Annotated in this window: 23 protein-coding genes; 18 read left to right on the top strand and 5 right to left on the bottom strand. The window is 59.2% G+C overall.

Annotated features, from left to right (window positions below; genetic code table 11):
• Positions 1 to 8: 8 nt before the first annotated feature.
• A complete protein-coding gene (locus JOE33_RS25090) occupies positions 9 to 1,214 on the bottom strand; it encodes an MFS transporter (RefSeq protein WP_187625451.1) in 1,206 nt (401 codons plus the stop codon).
• A 110-nt stretch (positions 1,215 to 1,324) separates the two neighbouring features.
• Between JOE33_RS25090 and JOE33_RS25085 the strand changes: the two genes are divergently transcribed.
• The 3 genes from JOE33_RS25085 to JOE33_RS25075 all read left to right on the top strand — a co-directional run bounded on the left by JOE33_RS25085 (position 1,325) and on the right by JOE33_RS25075 (position 4,940).
• The gene (locus JOE33_RS25085) at positions 1,325 to 1,951 is read left to right on the top strand and encodes a TetR/AcrR family transcriptional regulator (protein WP_187625452.1); all 627 of its coding nucleotides are present in this window, start codon (positions 1,325 to 1,327) and stop codon (positions 1,949 to 1,951) included.
• A 79-nt stretch (positions 1,952 to 2,030) separates the two neighbouring features.
• Positions 2,031 to 3,884: an ABC transporter ATP-binding protein gene (locus tag JOE33_RS25080; protein ID WP_122529707.1), complete on the top strand. Its 1,854-nt coding sequence runs from the start codon at positions 2,031 to 2,033 to the stop codon at positions 3,882 to 3,884.
• 183 nt (positions 3,885 to 4,067) lie between these two features.
• Positions 4,068 to 4,940: a LysR family transcriptional regulator gene (locus tag JOE33_RS25075; RefSeq protein WP_187625453.1), complete on the top strand. Its 873-nt coding sequence runs from the start codon at positions 4,068 to 4,070 to the stop codon at positions 4,938 to 4,940.
• A gap of 33 nt (positions 4,941 to 4,973) precedes the next feature.
• On the opposite strand, the gene JOE33_RS25070 is transcribed toward JOE33_RS25075, so the two are convergent.
• Both JOE33_RS25070 and JOE33_RS25065 read right to left on the bottom strand, forming a co-directional pair.
• Entirely contained in the window at positions 4,974 to 5,399 is a 426-nt protein-coding gene (locus tag JOE33_RS25070) for a VOC family protein (protein ID WP_003364399.1), read from the bottom strand.
• A gap of 178 nt (positions 5,400 to 5,577) precedes the next feature.
• Positions 5,578 to 5,733: a hypothetical protein gene (locus JOE33_RS25065; RefSeq protein WP_187625454.1), complete on the bottom strand. Its 156-nt coding sequence runs from the start codon at positions 5,731 to 5,733 to the stop codon at positions 5,578 to 5,580.
• A gap of 83 nt (positions 5,734 to 5,816) precedes the next feature.
• On the opposite strand from JOE33_RS25065, the gene JOE33_RS25060 reads away from it, so the two are divergent.
• The 5 genes from JOE33_RS25060 (at position 5,817) to JOE33_RS25040 (ending at position 9,540) form a co-directional block, all read left to right on the top strand.
• Entirely contained in the window at positions 5,817 to 6,398 is a 582-nt protein-coding gene (locus tag JOE33_RS25060) for a TetR/AcrR family transcriptional regulator (RefSeq protein ID WP_032613039.1), read from the top strand.
• 58 nt (positions 6,399 to 6,456) lie between these two features.
• The gene (locus JOE33_RS25055; RefSeq protein ID WP_122578140.1) at positions 6,457 to 7,560 is read left to right on the top strand and encodes an alkene reductase; all 1,104 of its coding nucleotides are present in this window, start codon (positions 6,457 to 6,459) and stop codon (positions 7,558 to 7,560) included.
• 71 nt (positions 7,561 to 7,631) lie between these two features.
• Entirely contained in the window at positions 7,632 to 8,375 is a 744-nt protein-coding gene (locus JOE33_RS25050) for an SDR family oxidoreductase (RefSeq protein ID WP_122578139.1), read from the top strand.
• A 62-nt stretch (positions 8,376 to 8,437) separates the two neighbouring features.
• Positions 8,438 to 8,824, top strand: a complete 387-nt coding sequence (locus tag JOE33_RS25045; protein ID WP_010430958.1) for a nuclear transport factor 2 family protein — start codon at positions 8,438 to 8,440, stop codon at positions 8,822 to 8,824.
• A 59-nt stretch (positions 8,825 to 8,883) separates the two neighbouring features.
• Positions 8,884 to 9,540, top strand: coding sequence for an NAD(P)H-binding protein (locus JOE33_RS25040; protein WP_187625455.1), 657 nt, complete (start codon positions 8,884 to 8,886; stop codon positions 9,538 to 9,540).
• A gap of 16 nt (positions 9,541 to 9,556) precedes the next feature.
• Here JOE33_RS25040 and JOE33_RS25035 read toward each other — a convergent pair whose 3' ends face one another.
• Complete coding sequence (locus tag JOE33_RS25035; protein ID WP_187625456.1) at positions 9,557 to 10,654, bottom strand: NADH:flavin oxidoreductase; 1,098 nt, start codon at positions 10,652 to 10,654, stop codon at positions 9,557 to 9,559.
• A gap of 139 nt (positions 10,655 to 10,793) precedes the next feature.
• Here JOE33_RS25035 and JOE33_RS25030 point away from each other — a divergent pair, with 139 nt between their 5' ends.
• From JOE33_RS25030 to JOE33_RS24990, 9 genes are all read left to right on the top strand, one after another.
• Positions 10,794 to 11,678: a LysR family transcriptional regulator gene (locus JOE33_RS25030; RefSeq protein ID WP_187625457.1), complete on the top strand. Its 885-nt coding sequence runs from the start codon at positions 10,794 to 10,796 to the stop codon at positions 11,676 to 11,678.
• A gap of 283 nt (positions 11,679 to 11,961) precedes the next feature.
• Positions 11,962 to 13,593 carry an ABC transporter substrate-binding protein gene (locus tag JOE33_RS25025; protein WP_032612750.1) on the top strand — a complete coding sequence of 544 codons (1,632 nt, stop codon included), beginning with the start codon at positions 11,962 to 11,964 and terminating at the stop codon, positions 13,591 to 13,593.
• Positions 13,590 to 14,540: an ABC transporter permease gene (locus JOE33_RS25020; RefSeq protein ID WP_054993884.1), complete on the top strand. Its 951-nt coding sequence runs from the start codon at positions 13,590 to 13,592 to the stop codon at positions 14,538 to 14,540. Before JOE33_RS25025 ends, JOE33_RS25020 begins: the two co-directional genes overlap by 4 nt.
• A 4-nt stretch (positions 14,541 to 14,544) precedes the next feature.
• Entirely contained in the window at positions 14,545 to 15,477 is a 933-nt protein-coding gene (locus JOE33_RS25015; RefSeq protein ID WP_054993883.1) for an ABC transporter permease, read from the top strand.
• Positions 15,474 to 17,114 carry an ABC transporter ATP-binding protein gene (locus JOE33_RS25010; RefSeq protein ID WP_187625458.1) on the top strand — a complete coding sequence of 547 codons (1,641 nt, stop codon included), beginning with the start codon at positions 15,474 to 15,476 and terminating at the stop codon, positions 17,112 to 17,114. Before JOE33_RS25015 ends, JOE33_RS25010 begins: the two co-directional genes overlap by 4 nt.
• Positions 17,115 to 17,358: 244 nt before the next feature.
• The gene (gene ehuB / locus JOE33_RS25005; RefSeq protein WP_122578135.1) at positions 17,359 to 18,231 is read left to right on the top strand and encodes an ectoine/hydroxyectoine ABC transporter substrate-binding protein EhuB; all 873 of its coding nucleotides are present in this window, start codon (positions 17,359 to 17,361) and stop codon (positions 18,229 to 18,231) included.
• Between the two features lie 57 nt (positions 18,232 to 18,288).
• Complete coding sequence (ehuC, locus tag JOE33_RS25000; RefSeq protein ID WP_050549125.1) at positions 18,289 to 18,966, top strand: ectoine/hydroxyectoine ABC transporter permease subunit EhuC; 678 nt, start codon at positions 18,289 to 18,291, stop codon at positions 18,964 to 18,966.
• On the top strand, positions 18,967 to 19,620 hold the full coding sequence (ehuD, locus tag JOE33_RS24995) for an ectoine/hydroxyectoine ABC transporter permease subunit EhuD (protein ID WP_162235668.1): 654 nt from the start codon (positions 18,967 to 18,969) through the stop codon (positions 19,618 to 19,620).
• Positions 19,613 to 20,410 carry an amino acid ABC transporter ATP-binding protein gene (locus tag JOE33_RS24990; RefSeq protein ID WP_187625459.1) on the top strand — a complete coding sequence of 266 codons (798 nt, stop codon included), beginning with the start codon at positions 19,613 to 19,615 and terminating at the stop codon, positions 20,408 to 20,410. The genes ehuD and JOE33_RS24990 overlap by 8 nt, the downstream gene beginning before the upstream one ends.
• A gap of 67 nt (positions 20,411 to 20,477) precedes the next feature.
• On the opposite strand, the gene JOE33_RS24985 is transcribed toward JOE33_RS24990, so the two are convergent.
• On the bottom strand, positions 20,478 to 22,406 hold the full coding sequence (locus JOE33_RS24985) for a methyl-accepting chemotaxis protein (protein WP_187625460.1): 1,929 nt from the start codon (positions 22,404 to 22,406) through the stop codon (positions 20,478 to 20,480).
• Positions 22,407 to 22,722: 316 nt separating this feature from the next.
• Between JOE33_RS24985 and mexE the strand changes: the two genes are divergently transcribed.
• A complete protein-coding gene (gene mexE, locus JOE33_RS24980) occupies positions 22,723 to 23,964 on the top strand; it encodes a multidrug efflux RND transporter periplasmic adaptor subunit MexE (protein ID WP_096130067.1) in 1,242 nt (413 codons plus the stop codon).
• The last annotated feature ends 2 nt before the right edge of the window (positions 23,965 to 23,966 follow it).

The following is a 23,966-nucleotide window of genomic DNA, read 5'->3' as shown; positions in this document are numbered from 1 at the left end:
CGCTGTGCTCAACCTGCCAGACCACACTCCCGGTCCAGCCGGCTGCCCCGTGCAAAACCATGAGCACCTGCGCGCAATGCGATCATCAGACTCAGCAGCAACAGCATCAACAAGACCCAGGGAAAGGAGCCCGCTCCCCATTGGCCAAGCAACACGCCACCCAGCAACCCACCGCCTGCGATAGCGCTGTTCCAGACCACGACGTTCATTGAGAGCGCCACATCTGCGCCCTCACCTGCCGAATCGGCGAGCGCGGTTTGCAGCAGCGTGGCGGCACCTCCGAAGGTCAGTCCCCAGATAAAAGCGCCGATGTAAATGGCCGTTGCAGAGCCGGAAAATACGCCGAAGAACACAGACACCGCTGCGAAGGTTGCCAGGCTGGCAAGCACTGTCTTGCGCAGATGGCGATCAACCAGCCGTCCCGTTACCCAGATGCCTGCCAGTGCAGCGACACCGAATGCCAGCAATACCAGGTCAACATCATTCGCCAACCCCGCCGCGGAAACGAAGGGAGCGACGTAGGTGTAAAGCAGGTTGTGAGCCAGCATCCAGGTGAAGACCACACCCAGCACCGAGCGTACGCCGGGTGTGAAAAAGACCTGACGCAACGCCATGCGCTGTGAGGAGGACTTGCCGGGGTAGTCCGGCACCTTGACCAGCACCCAGATGATCAACAGCACGGTCATCCCGGACATCAAGCCAAACGCCATGCGCCAGCCCATGAACCCGCCAAGCCAGGTTCCCAGAGGCACCCCCAGCGATAAGGCGATGGGCGTGCCGACCATCGCCACGGCCAGTGCACGGCCCTGCAGTTGCGGGACCACCATGCGCCGCGCGTAACCGGCAATAAGGCTCCAGGCCAGACCCGCCGAGACGCCTGCGAAAAACCTTGCGATCAGGGTCAGTCCGTAACTGGAAGAAAGCGCAGTGACGCTGTTGAAAACCAGAAAGCCGATAATCGTCACCAGCAATACCGTTCTGCGCCGCCAGCTTTGCGTGGCGATTGTCAGCGGAATGGCGGCCAGCAATGAACCCAATGCATAAACCGTCACCATCTGCCCTGCAAACGATGCGGACACTTCCAACCCGTCGGCGATCTGCGGCAACAAACCCGCCGGCAAGGTTTCGGTGACGATGCAGATGAACCCCGTCATTGCCAGCGCCAACAAGGCCCCAAGCGGGAGTGTATCGCCCTGCCTATCTTCTGTAGTCATTGAAATGCTCCCACTAATATACTGATCGGTACAAATATAGGCACATGAAGGCAGGTGGTCAACGACTTATGTATCGATTAGTATTTAAATAATTCGGCAGGAGACTCGACATGGCACAGCTGGGGCGTCCGCGTACATTTGACCGTGATGTAGCGATCACTCAGGCGCTGCATCTGTTTTGGGAGCACGGCTACGATGCAACCTCCCTCAGCCAGCTCAAGGCGAACATAGGTGGTGGCATCACGGCGCCGAGCTTCTATGCAGCGTTTGGCTCGAAACAGGCCCTGTTCAATGAAGTGATGGAGCGCTATCTCGACACTTACGGACGGGTCACCGACAGCCTGTTCGATACGACCCTGCCGCCCCGAGACGCGATTGAACTCACCCTTCGCCGCTCAGCAAAAATGCAATGCGAGCCTGGGCATCCCACAGGGTGTCTGGTGGCGCTAGGGCTGATGAGCGCCTGCTCGGACGAGAGCAAGACCATTTCCGCACCTCTTGCGCGGGCGAGGGATCTGAACCGTACAGGTATCGTAGCCTGTATCCAGCGCGCCGTTGCGGCAGGTGAGTTGCCTGCAACGGTAGTACCGGAAACGCTCGGGGCCGTGTTTGACAGTTTTCTTCTGGGCTTGTCTACACTGGCGCGCGATGGTGTCCCACATGCCACACTGGACGCCGCAGTGACCCAGGTGATGAGGCTGTGGGACAGCCTGGGCGATGTTGCCGACAAATATTGACCCTGAAGCTCAATCTGGAAGAGGTTCGGGAGGCGTCAAGGACGCCAGACTCTTTGCACTGATTTTTTTGGAGAACACCATGCTTCGCGCGTTTGAAAAATGGCTTGACCCCTTCCCGCCTGACGAAGTACCGCCGCCACCTGACGGTCTGGCACGGTTTCTCTGGGCCTGCACGCGAGGGGCACGCGGTTACATCCTCGCGTTTGCGCTGCTGTGTGCCGGTGTGTCGATTTACGAAGCCTGGCTGTTTTCCTTCCTCGGGCAGGTCGTGGATCTGCTGTCCACTTGGAAGGCTGGCGGCGATACGGCCGCGCAGGAAAGTAGCGTGCTGTGGGGCATTGGCCTGGTATTGCTGAGCAGCATCGTGCTGGTGGCATTGCGCACGATGGTGCAGCACCAGGTATTGGCGATCAACCTGCCCCTGCGGCTGCGTTGGGACTTCCATCGCTTGATGTTGCGGCAAAGCCTGTCTTTCTTCTCCGATGAGTTCTCCGGCCGCGTCACCACCAAGGTGATGCAGACAGCGCTGTCGGTGCGCGAGGTGCTGTTCACCATCGTCGAAATAGTCCTCGGTATCGGCGTCTATTTCATCGCGATCATTGCCCTGGCCGGCGGCTTCGATCTGAAACTGATGCTGCCTTTCCTTGGCTGGCTGATGCTGTTCGGCCTGGCCATGCTGTACTTCGTGCCACGTCTGGGCAAGGTCGGCCAGGAGCAGGCCAATGCGCGCTCATCGATGACCGGACGTGTCTCGGACGCGTACACCAATATCACCACGGTAAAGCTGTTCTCCCACTCCAAGCGGGAAGCGCATTTCGCGCGCGCGGCGATGGAGGATTTCAAACTCACCGGCCTGGCCCAGATGCGTCTGGTCAGCCAGTTCGAGATCGTCAATCAGGCACTGGTGGTCGCGCTGATCATGGGTGCAGGCGGTTACGCCCTGTGGCTGTGGCACCAGGGCCAGGTCGGCACCGGTGCGGTCGCGGCGATCACCGCCATGGCGTTGCGTATCAATGGCATGTCGCACTGGATCATGTGGCAGATGACCTCGTTATTCGAGAACATCGGCACCGTTCAGGATGGCATGGAAACCTTGACCCGCGGTCCCAAGGTTGAGGATGCACCGGACGCGAAGGCATTGGTCACTAAAGGCGGCGCGGTCACCTTCGATAACGTGAGCTTCAATTACAACGGCGAACGTCAGGTGCTCGATGCCCTGAGCCTGACCATTCGTCCTGGTGAAAAAATCGGCCTGGTGGGTCGCTCCGGTGCCGGTAAATCCACGCTCATCAACCTGTTACTGCGCTTCTATGACGTGGACAAGGGGTCGATCAGCATTGATGGGCAAGACATTGCGCACGTCACTCAAGACAGCTTGCGCAGTGCCATCGGCATGGTCACGCAGGACACCTCGCTGCTGCACCGCTCCATTCGCGACAACATCGCCTACGGTCGCCCCGACGCGACCGATGAACAAATCCGCAGCGCCGCGGCCAGTGCCCAGGCCGATGGGTTCATCAGCCAACTGAGTGACAAGCAAGGCCACAGTGGCTACGACACATTGGTGGGTGAGCGCGGTATCAAGCTGTCGGGCGGCCAGCGGCAACGCGTCGCCATCGCACGGGTGATGCTCAAGAACGCCCCGATCCTGCTGCTCGACGAAGCCACCAGCGCGCTGGACTCGGAAGTCGAAGTGGCGATCCAGGAAAGCCTCGATGAAATGATGCAGGGCAAGACGGTGATTGCCATCGCCCACCGCCTGTCCACGATTGCCGCCATGGACCGGCTGATTGTCATGGATGACGGCCGCATCATCGAACAAGGCACACACGCCGAACTGCTCGGCAAAAACGGTACCTATGCGCGGCTGTGGCAGCACCAGAGCGGAGGGTTTCTCGGTGAAGATCAGGGTGTGGCCGAGGATATGCTATAGGCATGCAGGCGTTAAAAATTGGCTCGTCACAGTGTCGGGAGTTTCAACAGGCAGTTAACGCCTGAAATGCGACGTTTCGTCACCCGACATAATGCTGCCGCGTCGTCGCCCACCGACGCGACAGCCCAGCAACAACAAAATAAACAAATGCATTTTCAGTAAAAATACAATTATTCTTTGCCCATGATCAAAGAACTGAAAACGTTTATTGCCGTGGCGAGAGAAGGCACGTTCGCTGCGGCGGGCAGCAAGATCGGGCTCACCCAGGCCGCTGTCAGTGCGCAGATGCAGCGCCTTGAAGCCGAACTGGGCGTCGAACTGTTCGACCGAAAAGGACGCTCAGCCCAGCTCAACCGCATGGGTCAGCAGGTGTTGCTGCAAGGTCAGGATCTGGTGCGCCAGTTCAGCAGCCTGGGCACTACTACGGTGGGGTTACCCGCCAGCGTGCTGGTGACCATCGGCGCCATCGCCTCTGTGCAACGCTCCTTTCTGCCGGAAGCGCTCGCCCGGTTTCATCAGCAACTCTCTTCGTGCAGGACACGTGTCATTCCCGGTCTTTCCATGGACCTGGTCAATCAGGTAGACGCTGGCGAGATCGACATGGCGGCGATCATCCGCCCGCCCTTCTCACTGCAAAGCGACTTGCGCTGGACGACGCTGGTCCGTGAGCCCTATCGCCTTATCGTGCCTGCCGGCATGCCGGGAGATGACTGGGCCGAGCTGGTTTCGGCTCAGCCGTTCATTCGTTACGATCGATCGTCGTTTGGGGGGCGACAGGTTGACCGGTTCCTGCGCCAGACCCACGTGCAGCTACGTGAAGTCTGCGAGCTCGATGAACTGGATGCGATCATCAAACTGGTCGCCAACGGCGTCGGCGTCGCACTGGTTCCGGAAACTGCAACCCTGCAGACATGGCACGCCGGTGTGCGCTCGATCGACTTGAAAGCGCATACGTTCCATCGCGATATCGGACTGGTACATCGCGCTCGCCGCAGCCTGACCGAACCGGTGAGCGCGCTGGTGCAACTGATCAACGAACACGCGCTGACACGTTAGCCTGGCGCACCATGACGTGCGCCAGGCTTTTTACTATTTTGCGAACAGCTGACTCATGTCCTTGAAGGCCTTGAACTCAAGCGCATTACCACAGGGATCGAAAAGGAACATGGTGGCCTGTTCACCCACCTGCCCCTTGAAGCGGATGTAGGGTTCGATGACGAACTCGGTGCCGAAGGATTTCAGGCGCTCGGCCAGGGCCTCCCATTGGGCCCATTCCAGAATGATCCCGAAGTGCGGAACCGGCACGTCGTGACCGTCTACCGGGTTGCTGTGCACACTCTCTTGAGAGGCGGTTTTCGGGTGTTCATGGATCACCAACTGGTGCCCGTAGAAATCGAAATCGACCCACTGGTCACTGGAACGCCCTTCGGAAAGACCGAATACCTCACCGTAGAAGGCACGTGTCGCGGCCAGGTCATAAACCGGGATTGCAAGGTGGAAAGGAGAAAGACTCATCAGGACTCCGATTGCGGCTCTTGGTGGCGTATGGAGCCAAGCGGTGTGATCACTGCCCGGCGACTTCTTCAACGTCCACTCATGCTAAAGCCAGGCGACACCAATAAAAATCAATATATATTTTCAAGATGCACAAATTATTTTTGTGATAGCTGCCAATCTCAAACACCCGGCCATCTCACGAGTGCAGAACGATCCAGCCGTTGATCCCTACATTCGTCCCGACACAGATAATCAGGACGGCGCGACCGGCGAACTGGTTACGCAGTGCTTCGCCGGGAAAATGCCTGACTGACTTGAGCTTTTCTCGGTCAACCGGTTTTGAACGAGACATCTGCGGAGGCTGTTTTTGTGTGAGCAAATCCCGATAGAACTTACTAGACGACTGGTCGGTTTACGTTTAGGATGCTCGGCATTATGAAGAAACCAGCCCAGGACATGCGACAGCACATCATTGATGTGGCCCGGTCGCTCATGACGAACAAAGGCTATACAGCTGTTGGCCTCGCAGAAGTGTTAAGCACGGCTGGCGTACCCAAAGGTTCGTTCTATTACTACTTCAAATCGAAGGAAGAATTCGGTCAGGCTCTGCTGGAAGAGTATTTTTCCGAGTACCTGGGCCGAGTCGACGCCCTCATGGCGCGCCCCGGAAGCGGCGCAGAGCGGTTACTGGCCTACTTCAACTATTGGATAGAAACCCAATGTACCGACCTTCCCGAAGGCAAGTGTCTGGTCGTCAAGCTGGGGGCGGAAGTCTGCGATCTGTCTGAAGACATGCGTGGCGTGCTCGAGGTCGGCACAGCAAAAATCATTAAGCGCCTGACTGCCTGTGTAGACATGGGCGTCGCCGATGGCAGTATTCATCCCGAGGGCGATCATGAAGGATTCGCAGAGTCCCTCTATCAGCTCTGGCTTGGTGCCTCCCTTCTGGCAAAGGTTAACAAGTCCACCGAATCTTTTGATAAAGCACTGACCATGACCAAGCGCCTGCTGCGGTAGCAGGTGTCTTTTTTTTGGCCTCTAAAGTAGACGACTGGTCTACTATCTGGAGTATTTGATGAATGACACTCGCAAAACCACCGACCTGTTCTCACCCGTCACCATGGGCTCCATGGCGCTGGCGAACCGTATTGTGATGGCACCGGTAACACGCAGCCGCTATGGCGAGGATGGTGTTCCCAATGAACTGCACGCCACTTACTACGCGCAACGCGCTACGGCAGGGCTGATCGTCGCCGAGGCGACAAACATTTCCGCGCAGGGTCGAGGCTATGCCGCGACCCCGGGAATCTGGAGTGACCAACAAGTCGCAGGCTGGCGGTCAGTGACCGACGCTGTGCATGCAGCAGGAGGCAAGATTGTCAGCCAGCTATGGCACGTGGGGCGATTTTCCAGTGTCGACCTGCAACCTAACGGCGAGGCACCGGTAGCCCCCTCCGCCATCAAGGCTGAAGGCAATACCTACACCGCCGACGGTTTTGTACCTGTCTCCATGCCCCGCGCACTGGAAACCCGCGAAATTCCCGGCATCATCGAGCAATACAAACACGCCGCGGAGAACGCCAAAAGGGCCGGTTTTGATGGCGTTGAAGTTCATTCGGCCAACAGCTACCTGCTGGACCAGTTTCTGCGCGACTCCACCAATCAGCGCACCGACCAGTATGGCGGCTCGATAGAAAACCGCGCTCGCCTGACGCTGGAAGTCACCCAGGCCATCGTGGATATCTGGGGCAGTGACCGCGTGGGTATTCGCTTGTCTCCGGTAACGCCCGATGCCGGTAATACCCCGCCCGACAGCAACGTCATGGGCCTTCATGGCTACCTGATCCAGCAACTGAACACATTCAATCTGGCCTATCTGCACTTTGTCGAAGGCGCCACTGCCACCTCCCGCGAGGTACCGGAAGGTATCGACATGGATGCACTGAGCGCCCGGTTCAACGGTCCGTTCATTGGCAATAACAACTATGACCTGGAGATGGCGATCGAGCGTCGGGCGCAGGGCAAGATCGACGCGGTGGCTTTCGGCCGCCTGTTTATCTCCAACCCCGACCTGGTTGCGCGCCTGCGTCATGGCGCCGAGCTGACCATTGCACCGCGTGAGTCGTACTACGGCGGTGGGGCCAAAGGCTATATCGACTGGCCAATGGGTAACTACTAAGCCAGAGCCGGCTCCTCCCCTTCGGCAATTCCCAAGATGCCGGAAATACCGCGACAACGGAAAAACACGACATGAATTATCTCGACAAGAAAACAGTAATCGTCACCGGCGCCTCGTCGGGGATCGGCGCAGCAACAGCCAGAGCGCTAGCGGCATATGGTGCCAATGTCGTGGCTGCCGCACGCGACGAAGAAGGTCTGGTCGTTCTGGTCAGTGAACTACAGAGTTCCGGTTACAAGGCAGTAAGCTGCGTAACTGACGTAACCAGCACTGACGAAACACAACGGATGGCACAGTTCGCCAATGACACCTATGGCTCTGTGGACATTCTGGTCAACAACGCAGGCCTGATGCTGTTCTCCAACTGGGTCGATCTCGCGACCCGGGACTGGCACGCGATGGTCGACGTCAATATCAAGGGCTACCTGAACGCCATAGCGGCAGTCCTGCCGTTCATGATCGAACAGAAGGCAGGTCAGATCCTGAACATGGATTCGGTCGCAGGTCATCAGGTCGGTTCGGCAGCGGGCGTTTACAGCGCTACCAAGTTCTTTGTCCAGGCGATGACCGAATCGATGCGCAAGGAACTGGGCGTGCAGCACGGTATCCGCGTCAGTACTGTCAGCCCCGGGGTGATCAACACCGGCTGGGCCGACAAGGTCACTGATCCCGAAGGCCGCAAGGCAGCAAAAGCGCTTAATGAGATCGCCATTGCGCCTGAGGATATCAGCCGCGCGGTGATCTACGCCCTCAATCAGCCAGCCAACGTAACCGTGAACGATCTGATCATTTCGCCAACCCGTCAGGACTGGTAACCGGAGAGAAAATCCTGATTCACCCGCAAGGCAAACAGTTCCTAATCCAGGAGTAACACCCCATGAGCAAGAACATCAAAGCCGTCCCGACCAACGACTACAACGCAGTTATCGCAACGGCCAGCCGGTACGTGGAAGGCTTGCGTACAGGCAGCGTTGCCACTATCGAGGAAGCGTTCCACAAAGATGCGGTGATGTATGGTTTCACCAATGGTCAGCTGCTGGGTGGACCGATCAGTAATCTGTACACCTTCGTCGAAACCCATGGTACCGCTCCAGACATCACAACGCGTCTGGATGTCCTTGCCATTACGCCCACCACGGCAGTGGTCCGGGTCGATATGGAAAAGGATGCTATTGGTGCGGACTACAACGACTACCTGACGCTGATCAAAATCGACGACAGCTGGAAAGTGATTGCCAAGGTCTACCATCAATTCGAAGGTTAACGCGGCTGATGCGTCGATATTGCTAAGCGTCGGCGCACGACCAACCAGAGGAAGATTTCATGTCAAAAGTTTTTGTCATCGGCGCAGCCGGAAAGGTCGGCCAGCGCCTTCTGAAAAACCTTGGCGGCGGCGCTCATGAAGTGATCGCACTGCACCGAAAAGAAGAACAGTCGGCGGCAATCAAAGCGACTGGCGCCATACCATTGCTCGGCAACCTCACCGAGCTGGATGCTTCTCGATTGGCCGCTGCGATGACAGGCAGCGATGTCGTGGTTTTCACCGCCGGGGCTGGCGGCGCAGGCATTGAGCTGACCAACGCCATTGATGGCAAGGGCCTGGAGGCCGCCGTTGAGGCCGCCGTGCTTGCCGGGGTCAGTCGCTTCCTGCTGGTGTCGGCATTTCCTGAAGCTGCACGCGGTACAGAAACCTCCGCTGGATTCGAGAATTACATGCGGGTGAAAAAACAGGCCGATGTGTATCTGGCCTCTTCCGCACTGGACTGGGTGATTCTCAGGCCGGGCACCCTGGTCGACAGCGCGGGCACCGGTGAGGTCAGCGCAGGTCCGGCTATCGCATATGGCGAAATACCGCGCGATGACGTAGCCGCTGTCCTGGCTGCACTGGTCGATCGAACCGGGATATCCCGGCAGATCATCGAACTGACCGAGGGCGCAACGCCTGTCGACGTGGCGTTACGCACGCTCAGCCTGCGCTGATACTCGTCAGCAACGACTAGACCAGCTCGCTGTCCTTGATATTGGCAATCGGCCCGAGAATGGCTGGATCGAAGTCGCGGAGTGCCGCGCCCTGACGCAGCAACTCTGGCAGGTCCGGATTGGCCAGCGCTCCCTTACCCACCGCAATGATGTCCGCACCCTGGCGAAGCACCTGGTCGGCTTTTTCCGGGTCGTGCAGGCCGCCATTGGCGATCAGCGCAATATCCGGCGCGTAGCGACGGGCCAGTTCGACCAGGCTGGCTTCACCCTGGGCAAAAGCCGGCTGCCATGCTTCGTGTTCGGTCACATGGATGTAATCTACTCCGGCATCAGCCAGCGCAGCGAAAATGATTTCGGCATCGCGCTCGCCCCCCGCCCATTTGTGCTGAAAGTCGTTGACCTTGCCTTGTGAAAGACGCACGCCAACCGGTGCCTGCCCGGCGACCTTTTTCACTGCGGCGATGACCTCGAGCGTCAGTCGCAGACGTTGTCCGACCTCACCGCCCCATTGATCGGTGCGCTGATTGCTGTAGTCGGTCAGGAACTGATCCAGCAGGTAGCCGTTCGCACCATGTATCTCGACACCGTCAAAGCCTGCAGTGCCGATAGCCAGTTGCGCAGCGTGGGCGAACCCTTCAATGGCCTCGGCAATGTCCTTGTCACTCATCGCCCGCGGAATCCGGTAGCTGCCCGCGCCGTAATAGAACGCCATCTGTTCGCCCTTGGGACGGATGGCCGAGGGGCCTGCCGACTCGCTGATGAAGCGATTGGCCTGGCTGAGTGCGCCTGCGTGCATGATCTGCGCAATCATGACACTGCCATGGCGGTGCACAGCATCGGTCGTGGCACGCCAGGCCTGGGCCTGCTCTTCATCGGTGAGCCCCGGCTGGAAGCGGTAGCCCTGGGAAAAACTGCGATCGGTGTAGTTGCCCTCGGTGATGATCAGGCCGAAACCACCCTTGGCGAACCGCTCGTAATAGCGCGTCATGGCCTGCGTTGCACTGCCCTGCTCGTCCGCGCTCACGCGTGTCATGGGCGCCACCGCCAACCTGTTCTTCAGTTTCAGATGACCTATGTCGAACGGGGCTGTAACGTGCTTGTTTGTCTCGCTCATACTTCAAATCCTCGCTGTGAAGACCGGCTGCGAATGGCTCGCAGTCATTGACAGAACCTGCAGCAACGGTAAGGGCTGGTGCAGCCCATTGGAACCCGGCCGTGCAGATAAGGCGCTTTAACGAAAATGGATAGAATCCGTGCAAATGTCTGATATAGAGGTGTTCGCCGCCATTGCTTCCAGCCGGAGCCTGTCGGAAGCGGCGCGTCGACTCGGATTGTCGCCGATGGCAATCTCCAGACGTCTGGCTGCGCTGGAAAACGACCTGGGCGTCAGGCTGGTTCACCGCACAACCCGCTCGGTGTCACTGACGCCGGAGGGCGAAGTTTTTCTGCCGCACGCCAAAACCATGCTGCACGTCAGCGAAACCGCGCGCGCAACGCTGAGAGCCGATGCGGGTACGGCCAGTGGCGTATTGCGGGTCACAGCGCCCAGCGTGTTTGGGCAGACCGTCATCATGCCGCTGCTGCCTGCCTTGATGCAGGAAAACCCGGCACTGAGTATCGACCTGACGCTGTCGGACAGCATCGTGGACATCGCCGGGCTGGGCATCGATGTCGCCATTCGGATCGCCACGATACGTGACTCCGCCCTGGTGGCCAGATCGCTGGCGCCTAACCCCCGGGTTGTGTGTGCAAGCCCCGACTACCTGACGCGACGCGGCCAGCCATCGTTGCTGGACGAACTCCGTCAACACCCGTGCATAACCTTGCATGCAATGCCTTACTGGCCGTTCATCAGAGACGGCGAGCCGGTGGCCATTCGCGCTCAGGGGGCGTTCTCGGCCAACAGCGTCGAAGCGGTGCGCACGGCGTGCAAGCAGGGCCTGGGGCTGGCCATGCTGACCTATTGGGACGTTCAGCAGGAAATCCGTGAAGGCAGCCTCCTGCAGATACACTTCGAGGACGTCATCCCCGAGCAACTGTCTGTCACGGCCGTATTACCAACCCGCCAGCGCGTACCCAACCGGGTACGCCTGTTCGTTGACCGCCTTGAAGCAGAGCTCAAGAAGAATGCGGTTTGAAGCAAGGTGTCAGAGCAAAGCTTTTCGGTTTTTTGACAAAGCACTCTGCGCCAGGGACATAAAGCTTTATCGGAAATACAAATAGGACATAATAAAATCGCAAATTAATCATAAAAACCTATATTAGCTTAGAAGAAAAAAGACTTTTACAGCGCATGTTCATAAGAATACGGTCTTAAGAAATCAGTGCTGAAGCGCTGTGCTCGACTTGAAGAGGACCTTCCATGCGCCGTACACCAGCTTCGACTTTCTCAGATGGATTCGTGACCCGGAGCACAATGCGATGACTGGGCGCCCTTTCCTCTCGCGCCTGCTGTTCGCCGCCGTCACAGCCATTACCCTGCTCGGCTGCTCACCTTCCGGCCAGGACAGCCAGGCAGCCAAAACCCTTAAAGTGACGTTCTTCAGAGACAACACCACGCTGGTCAGCCTTGACCCGTTTCAGGTGTACTGGCTGGAACATCGGGTGGTGCTGCGCAATATTGCCGAATCCCTGACCGATCAGGACCCGCAGACCGGCAAGATCATTCCCTGGCTGGCGGAACGCTGGGAAGTCAGCGACAACGCGCTGGAATATACCTTTCACTTGCGCAAGGACGTGACCTTCAGCAACGGCACGCGTTTTGACGCACAGGCGGTGAAAACCGCGTACGACGCCGACAAGTCGTTTGCCGCGCAATTGCCGGCGACCTTCGGCGCCACTTACCTCAAAGGTTACGACCACGCAGAAGTACTGGACGACTTCACCGTCAAACTGGTGCTGGCCCGACCCAATGCGGGCTTTCTGCAAGCCACCTCCACCACCAATCTCGCCATCCTGGCTCCAGAGTCCTACGCGCTCAGCGTCAAGCAGCGCTCGCTGGGAGCGATCATCGGCACCGGGCCATTTGTGCTGGAGCACTACACCCCTGAAAGCGGTTTGCGCCTGACCAAACGCAAGGGCTATGCGTGGCCGTCGGCCAACGCGCAGAACAAGGGCGAGGCGCACCTGGATGCAGTCGAGGTCAGCTACGTGCCGGAAGAAAGCGTGCGTAATGGGCAGTTCGTTCAGGGCCAGGTCGATATCCTCTGGCCGCGCAATCCGTTCTCCGAGGTGGACCTCAATCTGTTCAAGTCCAGAGGCGCGACCATCCAGAGCCGTTCGCTACCAGGGCCGGCCTTGAACATGTACCCCAATACACGTGGCGATCGCATTCTGGCCGATCGAAACGTGCGTCTGGCCTTGCAAAAGGCAATCGACCGCAAGACTTATGCTGCGACCGTTTATAACCCGCAGTTCCCGGTGGTCTCCGGCCTCTACGACGTGACTACACCGTATTACAAAAGCCAGGCAGACAAGCTGGCCTATGACCCACAAGGTGCCGAGCGCCTGCTCGACGAGGCTGGCTGGCAGAAAAATGCCGACGGCTATCGCTACAAGAATGGCAAAAGGCTGAAGCTGGCCTACAACCTTTCACCCGCCGAATCCGCTGGCGATGTGCTGATTCAGGATCAACTGCGCAAAGTGGGCATTGAACTCAAGCTCAACGTGGTGACCACTGCCGAATGGGCTGCGGCCAATGCGGCAGGCAACTATGACCTGACGTCCACCTACATGACCCGCGCCGACCCGATCATTCTGCAGACCATCATCGATCCGCGCAGCGCCAACAGCTCGACACTGGCGACCAACCTTTACGCGCCGCAAACCCTGCCCAAAGCCCTTGAGTTGTTCGACGCCGGACTGACCGCCACGCAAAGCGAACAGCGCGCCAGAGCCTATGGCGAGTTGCAGGACCTGCTGGTCGACGAAGGCTCGGCATTCCCCGTCTACGAGCGGGTCTGGCAAGCCGCCACGGCGAAAAACGTACGTAATTTCCACTGGACGGCGGAAGGCTTTGCGCTGTTCAGCGACATTGAGCTGGCAACGCCATGAGCCGCTATATCCTCAGTCGGATCGCGCAAGCGCTGCTGGTACTTTGGGGTGCCTACAGCGTCACCTATTTCATTCTTTACCTGCTGCCCGGTGACACCCTGTCGATCATGCTCAGCGCCTCGGGTGTAGAAATCGACTCACTGTCCGCGCAGGACCTCGCTCAGGCCAAGCTTTATTACGGGCTGGACCGCGGCCTCTTCGAGCAATACATCGATTTGCTGTGGGGAGCGCTACACGGTGATTTCGGCAACTCGCTGACGCTCAATCGCCCGGTGTCGGAGCTGCTGATCGAACGTCTGCCACAAACCCTGAGCCTTGCGGGGCTGGCCATTGTTCTGTCACTGATCGGCGGGGTCGGTCTGGCGTATCTCACTGCCTACGTGCGCTGGCAACCCTTGAAAGTCGCCCTGTCACGGTTGCCGTCGCTGGGTTTCTCGGTGCCGGTCTTTTGGATGGGCCTGCTGTTCATTCAGCTGTTCGCGTTCACTCTTGGCTGGTTCCCGGCGACCGGCAATCAGGGGTTTTCCAGCCTGATATTGCCCGCCGTCACGCTGGCAATCCCCAGCGCTGCGGTGTACGCCCAGGTCTTGCAACGTGGCTTCCAGGGGGTCTGGAAAGAGCCCTACATCATCACCGCCTACGCCAAGGGCCTGACCCGCGCGCAGGTTCAGGCCCGCCATGCGTTCAAGAACGCAGCGTTGCCGCTGTTGACCCTGATCGGCCTGCAGGTGGGCAACACGGTGTCCGGCGCGGTGCTGGTGGAAACCATTTTCGCCCGCTCCGGGGTCGGTCGACTTGCCCAGGAAGCCGTACTGCGCCAGGACATCCCGGTGGTACTGGCCATCGTTGCGGTCTCGGCAGCTGCATTCGTCTTGGTCAATCTCATCGTTGACCTGCTGTACCCCGCGCTGGATCCGCGCATCGCCCATACGCCAAAGGTCTCCTGAAGCCATGACTATCTTTGACAACCGCCTTGCGCGCCTGGCTCGCCTGGTTGCTTCCAGTGAAACCAATCCCGGTAACCCCGCACCTGCAGCGCTGTGGAGACGACGCAGCAGCCTGAGTCGGGCCATGCAGGCCGCCGCGCCGTTGTTGCGGCGTCCGGGTTTCCTGCTGGCCGTGGCCATGGTCGCCTTTGCGCTGCTGGCCGCGCTGGCACCGAACCTGCTGAGCAGCTACGCACCTTATGCCACCTCGCCTGACGTCAAGCTCACCGCCCCCAATGCCGCGCACTGGTTCGGCACCGACGAGCTGGGCCGTGATCTCTATACCCGCGTGGTGCATGGCTCCAGCCTCTCGGTACAGGCCGCACTGCTGGCTGTCGGCATCGCCATGGCCGGCGGCCTGAGCCTGGGGGTGATTTCCGGTTTCGCAGGCGGGCGCATCGATGCGGTGATCATGCGCCTGATTGATGTATTGCTGGCTCTGCCCGGCCTTTTACTGGCCCTGGCGATTGTCACCGCTATCGGTTTCGGCACGCTTCCGGTGGCCATTGCGGTCGGTGTGGGGATCATCCCCGGCTTCGCGCGCACCACCCGCGCCGAAGTGTTGCGCGTCAAGACCCTGCCTTACGTCGAAGCCGCACGTCTGGGCGGTGCAAGCTGGACGCGAACCCTGCTGCGCCACATCCTGCCAAACGCCTGGGGGCCGGTGGCAGTACTGGCCACGCTGGACTTTGGCGCGGCGATTCTGGCGACTGCCGGGCTGAGTTTCCTTGGTTTCGGTGCCGAACCACCGGCTGCCGAGTGGGGCACGCTGATTGCCAACGGTCGTCATTTTCTGATGACTGCACCCTGGGTGTCGCTGTTGCCGGGGCTGTTCGTGGTCGGCGTGGTGTTCAGCTTCAACCATATCGCCCGCACGCTGGAGGAGACTCAACGATGACCGACATCGCTCAACTGATCGACATTCGTCATCTGAGTGTCACCTATCGCTTCGACGGCCAGATCAACCACGCCGTGCGCGACGTATCCTTTCAGGTCGCCAGAGGTGAAACCGTGGCGATTGTCGGCGAATCCGGGTCCGGCAAGTCGACGATGGCCAACGCCATACTCGGCCTGTTGCCGGACAATGCCGCCATCACCGGCGGCGAGCTGTACGTCGATGGACACGATCTTGGGCATGCCGGCGAACGCGAGAAACGGCGAATTCGCGGCACCATCATTGGCCTGGTGCCGCAGGACCCGATGGTCAGCCTCAACCCTACCCTGCGCATCGGCCGCCAAATCGCCGAAGCACTGATTCAGGCCCACGGCCGGCGTTACCCGGCAGTGGATGCCGACGTGCTGGAATTACTGCAGCAGGTCGGCCTGGACAAGCCGGTGTTGCGCGCTCGTCAGTACCCGCACGAACTGTCCGGCGGCATGCGCCAGCGCGTGTTGATCGCCATCGCCCTGGCCGGCAATCCTCGCCTGATCATCGCCGACGAACCCACCAGCGCTCTGGACGTGACGGTACAACGCAAGATCCTCGATCATCTGCAACGTCTGGTGGCCGAGCGTGGTATTTCCCTGCTGATCATCACCCATGACCTGGGCGTGGCCGCCGACCGTGCCGATCGAGTGCTGGTGATGAACAAGGGCGAGCTGGTCGAACAAGGCCCTCCGCAACAGATACTCATCGCGCCTCGCCATGCCTATACGCGCGCGCTGATCGCAGCAGCTCCGGCATTCGGGCAACGCAGGAGCCCGGCAACACCGCGCCCGGTATCGAGCGATGCCAGGCCACTGCTGACCTTGAGCAACATCGGCAAGACTTATCGACTGCCCTACGTAAAAGGCGAAGACGCAGACTTTCAGGCGCTACAGGACATCAACTTCAAGGTGTATGCCGGCCAGACCCTGGCCATCGTCGGCGAGTCCGGCTCGGGTAAAAGTACTGCGCTGCGCATCGCGCTGGGTCTGGAAAAGCCCACTCGCGGACGAGTCTTACTGGACGATCAGGATGTCACCGACCTGGGCTGGCGCGAATTCAGACCGCTGCGACGGCGTATCCAGCTGGTGCAGCAGAATCCGTTCGCAGCCCTTGACCCGCGTTTCACGCTGTTCGAAAGCATCGTCGAACCCCTGGTATCGTTCGGCCTGCTCAAGGGTCGCGAACTGGAACAGGCTGCGCGCCAGTTGATCGAACGGGTTAACTTGCCAGTGGCCTATCTGGATCGCCTGCCCCGCGAGCTTTCCGGTGGCCAGCGTCAGCGGGTTGCCATCGCCAGAGCGCTGGCCCTGCAGCCCGACCTGCTGCTGCTCGATGAGCCGGTCTCGGCATTGGATGTATCAGTACAGGCGCAGATCCTCGACCTGCTGGTCGAACTGCAAGCCGAATCGGGCATCGCCTACGTGCTGGTGTCCCACGACCTTGCAGTGGTCGCCAGCGTTTCTCATCAGGTGCTGGTGCTCAAGCATGGCAAAACCCTTGAACAAGGCCCGGCCAGCGACGTTTTCGAGCGGCCTGAAGCTGCTTACACCCAGGAACTGATTGCTGCGATTCCTGGCCGTCGTCTTGAACGTCAAGTATCAGCCTGACAATAGAAAATAGCTGTTACCCGCTCAAGGCATATGACTTGAAAGCCCCGGAAAAGCACCCGTGCATATGCATATTCCTTATTGATATTTAAATTTATTTTTTAATAGCTATAGAGTCGCACCCTATTCAAAAACGCATTGCCCACGCAGGAAGCAGGCAAGACGAAGCGCGCGTGAGCACCTGATCGACATGATCTGGCCTCCTCAGCAAAACGCCCCTTTCCCTCTACTTCGAGCGCACGCAATGATACGTAGCAAACCCCTGTCGTTTTCAGCCCTGTTCGGTTCGGCGTTACTGTTGAACGCCGCCCTGTCATTCCCTGCCCTGGCCGGACTGCTGGAAAAAGGTCGCACTGACGGCCTGACCGCCGGCATCGCCAATGAACAGCCCTATGCCTACATCGGCACCGATGGCAAAGCCACCGGGGCCAACGTCGAGATACTGCGGGCGATCCTCGAACCGCTGGGCATCAAGCAGATCGAGACGCCTATCACTGACTTCGGTTCGCTGGTGCCCGGCCTTGCAGCAGGTCGTTTCGACTTGATAGGTGCAGGCCTGTTCATCAACCCTAATCGCTGCAAAGTCATTGCGTTCTCCAACCCGGTGACACGCTCCGGGGGCGCGTTCATTGTCAAAACCGGCAACCCGCTGAACCTGCACAGCCTCAAGGACGTCGCCAGCAACGCCAAGGTGCGCCTGGCCACGCAACCTGGCAGCAATCAGGTTCAGGAAGCCAAAGACAGCGGTATCGCCAACAGCAATGTGGTGTTGTTCGACAAGGACACCGAGGCATTGGCTGCCTTGCAGGCGGGTCGCGTGGACGTGGTGTATTTCCCGGACGCCGAAGTCATCAGTCTGATCAAGAAAGCCAATAGTCCGGACATCGAGCGAGCCTTGCCTTTCGAACAGATCCCTGACGCCAGTGGCAAACCGGGCTGGAATTACCACGCCTACGGCCTGCCAAAAAACGATCCGGCTTTTGAACAGGCTTTCAACGAACAACTGGCCAAACTCCGCGCATCGGGCGAGCTGCTGAAAATTCTGCAGAAGTACGGCTACACCGAAAACGAACTGGCTGACCCGGCCATCACCGCCGCCCAACGCTGCAACCCATGACCTGCCCCGCCCCGCAAGGGCGCGCAGTAAAAGGCCCTGACCCACACGAGTACGGCCATGCCTGTTGATGCTGCAACACTGGAAACCGCAGGTTTCATTGCCAGACAACTGGCCCACGGCGCCTGGATCACCCTGCAGATCACCGTGCTGGCCGAACTGCTGGTGCTGGTGCTCTCGTTTGTAATCGCTCTGATGCGCCTGTCGCCGTTAAGGGCATTACGCTGGTTTGCCACCGTGTATGTCGAGGTGCTGCGTGGCATCTCGGCATTGGTGCTGCTGTTTTACCTGTTCTTCATCCTGCCGCTGTTCGGCATTCGCCTGTCACCCATGACCACGGGCGTGCTGGGGTTGGGCCTGACGTTTTCGGCATATGGCGCGGAAATCATTCGCTCGGCATTGATCAACGTCAGCCAGGGGCAACGTGATGCGGTGCGTGCGCTGGACTTCGGGCCGATAAGCGCGTTTCGGCGAATCATTCTGCCGCAGGCCCTGCCGTTCATGATCCCGCCGATGGGCAACCAATTGGTCGAACTGCTGAAAACCACGTCGCTGGTTTCGCTGATCACCCTGACCGACCTGACCTTTACCGGCAGTCAATTGATCACCACGCTGGGCCAGCAAACGCTGATCTGGAGCATCGTGCTGGTGTGCTATTTCGTGATGGCATGGCCACTGAGCTGGCTGGTCAGGCGTTATGAGCAGCACGCCACCGCGTGGCGCACGGCCAGGGGATGAATGATGGAGTTTGATATCGCATTCGCCTGGTCGATTCTGCCAGAGCTTTTTCAGGGCTTGCTGGTGACCATGCAGGTCGTGGTGCTGGGATTCCTGCTTGCGGTTTTGCTTGGCCTGATCCTGGCCCTGACACTGCGCTCGCAGATAGCCGTCGTACATCGCCTGAGCAAAGGCTACCTGAGCTTTTTCCGCAATACGCCACTGATGGTCCAGTTGTATGTGCTGTTCTTCGCGCTCCCGCTGGCGGGCATCACTTTCCCGGCGATCACCACCGGCGTGATCGGCCTTGGCTGCTATTACGCGGCCTACATTGCCGAAGCGTATCGCGGAGCCATTGACGACATCCCGGCCGGACAATGGGAAGCCGCACGTGCACTGGACTTCAATCGTCGCGACACCTGGCGGCGCATCATCCTGCCGCAGGCGTTGAAACCCATGCTCCCGGTGCTCGGCAATTACCTGATCGGCATGTTCAAGGAAACGCCGCTCCTGGCGGTGATCACCATCCCTGAACTGTTTCAGGCAGCCAAGCAGATCGCCGGCATGACCTATCGTTATAACGAACCGTACACGGTGATGGCGCTGATGTTCCTGGCAATCAGTGTGCCGACCTCGTTGCTGTTCAAATACCTGGAAAGGCGCAGCCATGTCTGATCTTGCACACACCGCAATCCCACCCGTCACCACTGCGCAGATACAGCTGAAACACGTGGTCAAGGACTTCGGCCGCAACCGGATCATCGACCATCTGGACCTGAGCATTCCTCAAGGTCAGAAAGTCGCCCTTATCGGCCCCAGTGGCTCGGGCAAATCAACGGTATTGCGCCTTATCAAGGGCCTGGAAAACTACCAGCAAGGCAGCATAGAAGTCGCAGGCGAATCAGTGCCCGCGCGCAAATCCGGATGGCGCTGGCCTGGCGCACGCAAGGCTCCGGCGCAGCATCGGGTAGGCATGGTGTTCCAGCAATTCAACCTGTTTCCGCACCTCACCGTGCAGGAAAATGTCACCGAAGCGCCGCTACGGGTACTCAGGCTGACTCGCGAAGAGGCCCTTGAGCGCGCGCATCAATACCTCGGGCTGGTCGGGCTTGCCCACAAGGCCGATGCCTATCCGAGCCAGCTTTCCGGTGGTCAGCAACAACGCGTCGCGATTGCCAGAGCGCTGGCCATGCGTCCGCAGGTCATGTTGTTCGATGAGGTCACGTCGGCGCTCGACCCCGAGCTGGTCGGCGAGGTACTGGCGGTGATTCGTTCGATTGCCCACGAATTTCAGATGACCATGCTATTGGTGACCCACGAGATGAAATTCGCTCAGGACATCGCCGACCGGGTGCTGTTCATGGAGGGAGGCCGCATAGTGGCGGACGGCACCCCGAGCGAAATGCTGCTGAATCCGCAAAACGAGAGAACCCGGAGGTTTCTGCAAATGGTGGAGCAGCGCTGATTGCCAGCGCCGCTCTTTTTGCAGGGTAAGACTTTTGAAATTTGCGACTTTTTGAAAGGGGCGGCCATCAGATCCGGAAGCGCGCAACCATGTCCTGCAGGTTGCTGCCCAGGCGCGCCAGCTCCACGGTAGAAGCCGCGCTCTGCTCGGTGGCCGTGGCCGACTGGTCAGCGATGTCGCGTACGCTGATGACACTGCGATTGATTTCGTCGGTCACGGCGCTCTGCTCTTCAGCGGCAGCAGAAATCTGTTGGCTCATCTGTTCGATGGTCACGATCGAATGAGTGATTTCAAGCAGCGATTCTTCGGCCTGCCGCGCCAGGGCCACGGTGCCTTCAGTGCGTTGACGGCTGGCATTCATCAGCTCCGATGCCGCGCCGGTGCCATCCTGCAAGGACTTTATCAACGCCTCGATTTCAGTCGTGGATGACTGTGTCCGCTGCGCCAGCGAGCGCACCTCATCGGCCACCACAGCAAAGCCACGGCCCTGCTCACCTGCACGTGCAGCTTCGATCGCCGCATTGAGGGCCAACAGGTTGGTTTGTTCTGCCACCGCCTTGATCACATCGATAACGCCGCCAATCTTGTCACTGTCCTGAATCAGGCGCTGCATGGCCTCGCCCAGCTGCCCCACTTCACCGGCGAGCTGGCTGATTTCACGCGTGGCGTGTTGCACCACGCTGCTGCCATGGGCTGCACGATCACTGGCCTGTCTGGCGGCCTGCGATGCATCTTCAGTGTTCTGCGCCACTTCCTGAACGGTGGACGCCATCTGGTTCATGGCTGTTGCCACCTGGTCGACTTCCAGCTTCTGCTGAGTGACACCCGCGCTGGTCTGCTCGCTGACGGCTGAAAGCTCCTCGGCCGCCGTGGCAATTTGTGTCACGCCATTGCTGATACCGCCGATCAGGGTCCGCAGCGATACGGTCATGTGTTGCATGGTGTTCTGCAGCAGGCCCAGCTCATCCTGGCGAGTGGTGCTGAGGTCGTTGGTCAGATCGCCGTCGGCAATCCGACGCGCCGCGATCACAGTCGAATCGAGCGGACGGGTGATCTGACGGGTAATCAGGATCGCCGCGAAGATGCCCAGCAGCAATACGATCACCGCCACGGTGAGCAACTGGGTTACCGCGCTGTCTTTTTCCTTGTTGGCACTGACCACCTGACCCGCCATCAGCTTTTCAGCACTGGTGACGATGTCCATTGACTGCTGGCGAAGGCTGTCGCGAATCTGATCGTTCTGTTGCATCAGTTGCGAGATGGAGACCATCAACGACTTGTACTGTTGTAGCGCAGCAAGCGCCTCATCCACCGCCGGACCCGCCTTGTTCGGCAGTTGATTGCGTGCGCTACCCACCTGAGCGATCAGCGAATCGGCAGCGTCGAAGGTAATCTGCCTGTTTTCAGCAGTCGGGATGCTGATATAACGGCGAAACACCAGGCGAAAGTTAGTCATGCCATTGCGCAGGTCGCCGGCAATCTTCACCTGATCGATACCGCTCTGGTCCAGCGAGCGGGAAACGTCATCGAAGGTCTTCTGCAGGAGTGTCTCGAAGCTTCCACTGACCTGTTCGGAGATGGTAATCAGCGGCTGCATGGCCTGATCAATTTGCCGATTGTTATCGACCAATTGGCTGAACGTTTGCTTCAAGCCACCCGCCTGGTCGCGAATACCTCTGAGGATATCGGCATTGACCGGAACGGTCAGAATCTTCAGACCGTCCTCGATGGTCTTGCCCAGGTTGTCCAGAGCAGACGTGTAGCCCTGCGAATTGCTCGCGTCAGGCTTGGCGGTATAGGTCTGTGCAGCGATCCTCAGGCTCAGCGCATCGGCCTTTACCTCAGAAACCTTGGCTGCCTTGCCCAGCCGCTCGATCAGCAGGTTAGTACTGAGGTAACCGATCGCGGTAACCGTGAGCACGCCCAGCAGTATCAGACCGAAGCCTACGCTCAGCTTTTTGCTGACCTTCAAATTGTCCAGCCATGTCGACTTCATCAAATATTTCCTCGGTATTTATCGTGATAACCAAGGATCGACTGTTCGCTGGACAACTTTATAGACGCGGCGATTGCAAAGATTGATCGCGGAGATAGCAATATGACATGAGCTTTTTTGGCGCTCCGTCAGGACAGTGTTTTTGGCCCAGAATACCTGGCCGTCGTCCCGCCTTCGGGTCACCTGCCAAGGGTTTTGACCGGCCTATAGGCACTCATCATTGCCGGTGATAGTAACCTTCGGTTTATTCGATTCGTTAATAACACCCCGTGCACAACAGAATCCGCCCCATTCTTCACTATTGGCGGAACTTCCCATGCACCAGACAATCAGCCATCTGCGCTACCCTCTCACCGCCCTCGCCTTGATCGTCATCAGTGCCTGCGGCCGTGCGCCGGAAGCCACCAGTGCGCCTGGCGCGGCCAAGGTCAGTGTGGCCAAGGTACTGGAGCAGCCAGTCAACGAGTGGGATGAATTCACCGGTCGTCTCGAAGCACCTGAAACGGTCGAAGTGCGCCCAAGGGTCTCCGGTCAGATCGATCAGGTAGCCTTCACCGACGGCTCGCTGGTCAAGAAAGGCGACCTGCTGTTCCAGATCGACCCTCGCCCTTTCCAGTCGGAAGTACGCCGCCTCGAAGCGCAGTTGCAACAGGCCCGCGCAGTCGCTTCGCGCAGTGACAGCGAAGCGCAGCGCGGCGAGCGTCTGCGCAGCAACAATGCGATTTCCGCCGAGCTGGCCGAATCGCGTACCACTTCGGCACAGGAAGCCAAGGCCGGTGTCGCGGCCATTCAGGCGCAACTGGACCTGGCTCGACTGAATCTCAGCTTCACCCGTGTCACCGCACCGATTTCAGGCCGCGTGAGCCGCGCCGAAATCACCGCTGGCAACATTGTCACCGCCGATGTCACCGCGCTGACCAGCGTGGTCTCCACCGACAAGGTCTACGCCTACTTCGACGCAGACGAGCGCGTGTTCCTCAAGTACACCGAGCTGGCCCGCAAAGGCCAGCGCGGTCAGACCACGCCAGTCTATCTGGGACTGTCCAACGAACCCGGCAACCCGCACCTGGGCCAGATGAACTTTGTCGACAACCAGGTCAACCCGAGGACCGGCACCATTCGTGGCCGCGCCGTGTTCGATAACGCCGACGGTGCGTTTACTCCCGGCCTGTATGCGCGCCTGAAACTGGTGGGCAGCGGCACTTACTCGGCCGTGCTGATCAATGACGAAGCAGTGGGCACCGACCTGGGCAAGAAGTTTGTGCTGGTCATGGACAAGGACAACAAGCCCGCCTACCGCGCTGTCGAACTGGGGCCGAAAATCGAAGGCCTGCGCATTGTGCGCACTGGGCTGGCCAAGGATGACACCATCGTCGTCAAAGGCTTGCAGCGCGTCCGTCCGGGCCAGCCTGTGGACCCTGAAGTCACCCCGATGGCCAGCGCCGACACCCTCGCCGCACTGCTCAAACAACGCCAGGCCCTCGAAGCCAGCAACCTGCCACAAGTGGCGCCCAAAGCGGCCGTCAAAATCGCCAGCGCTGCCGCGCCGCGCGGCTAAGG

It is taken from the genome of Pseudomonas sp. PvP027 (assembly GCF_017833005.1).
Lineage (GTDB): Bacteria > Pseudomonadota > Gammaproteobacteria > Pseudomonadales > Pseudomonadaceae > Aquipseudomonas > Aquipseudomonas congelans.
This window is presented reverse-complemented; position numbering and strand designations above follow the sequence as displayed.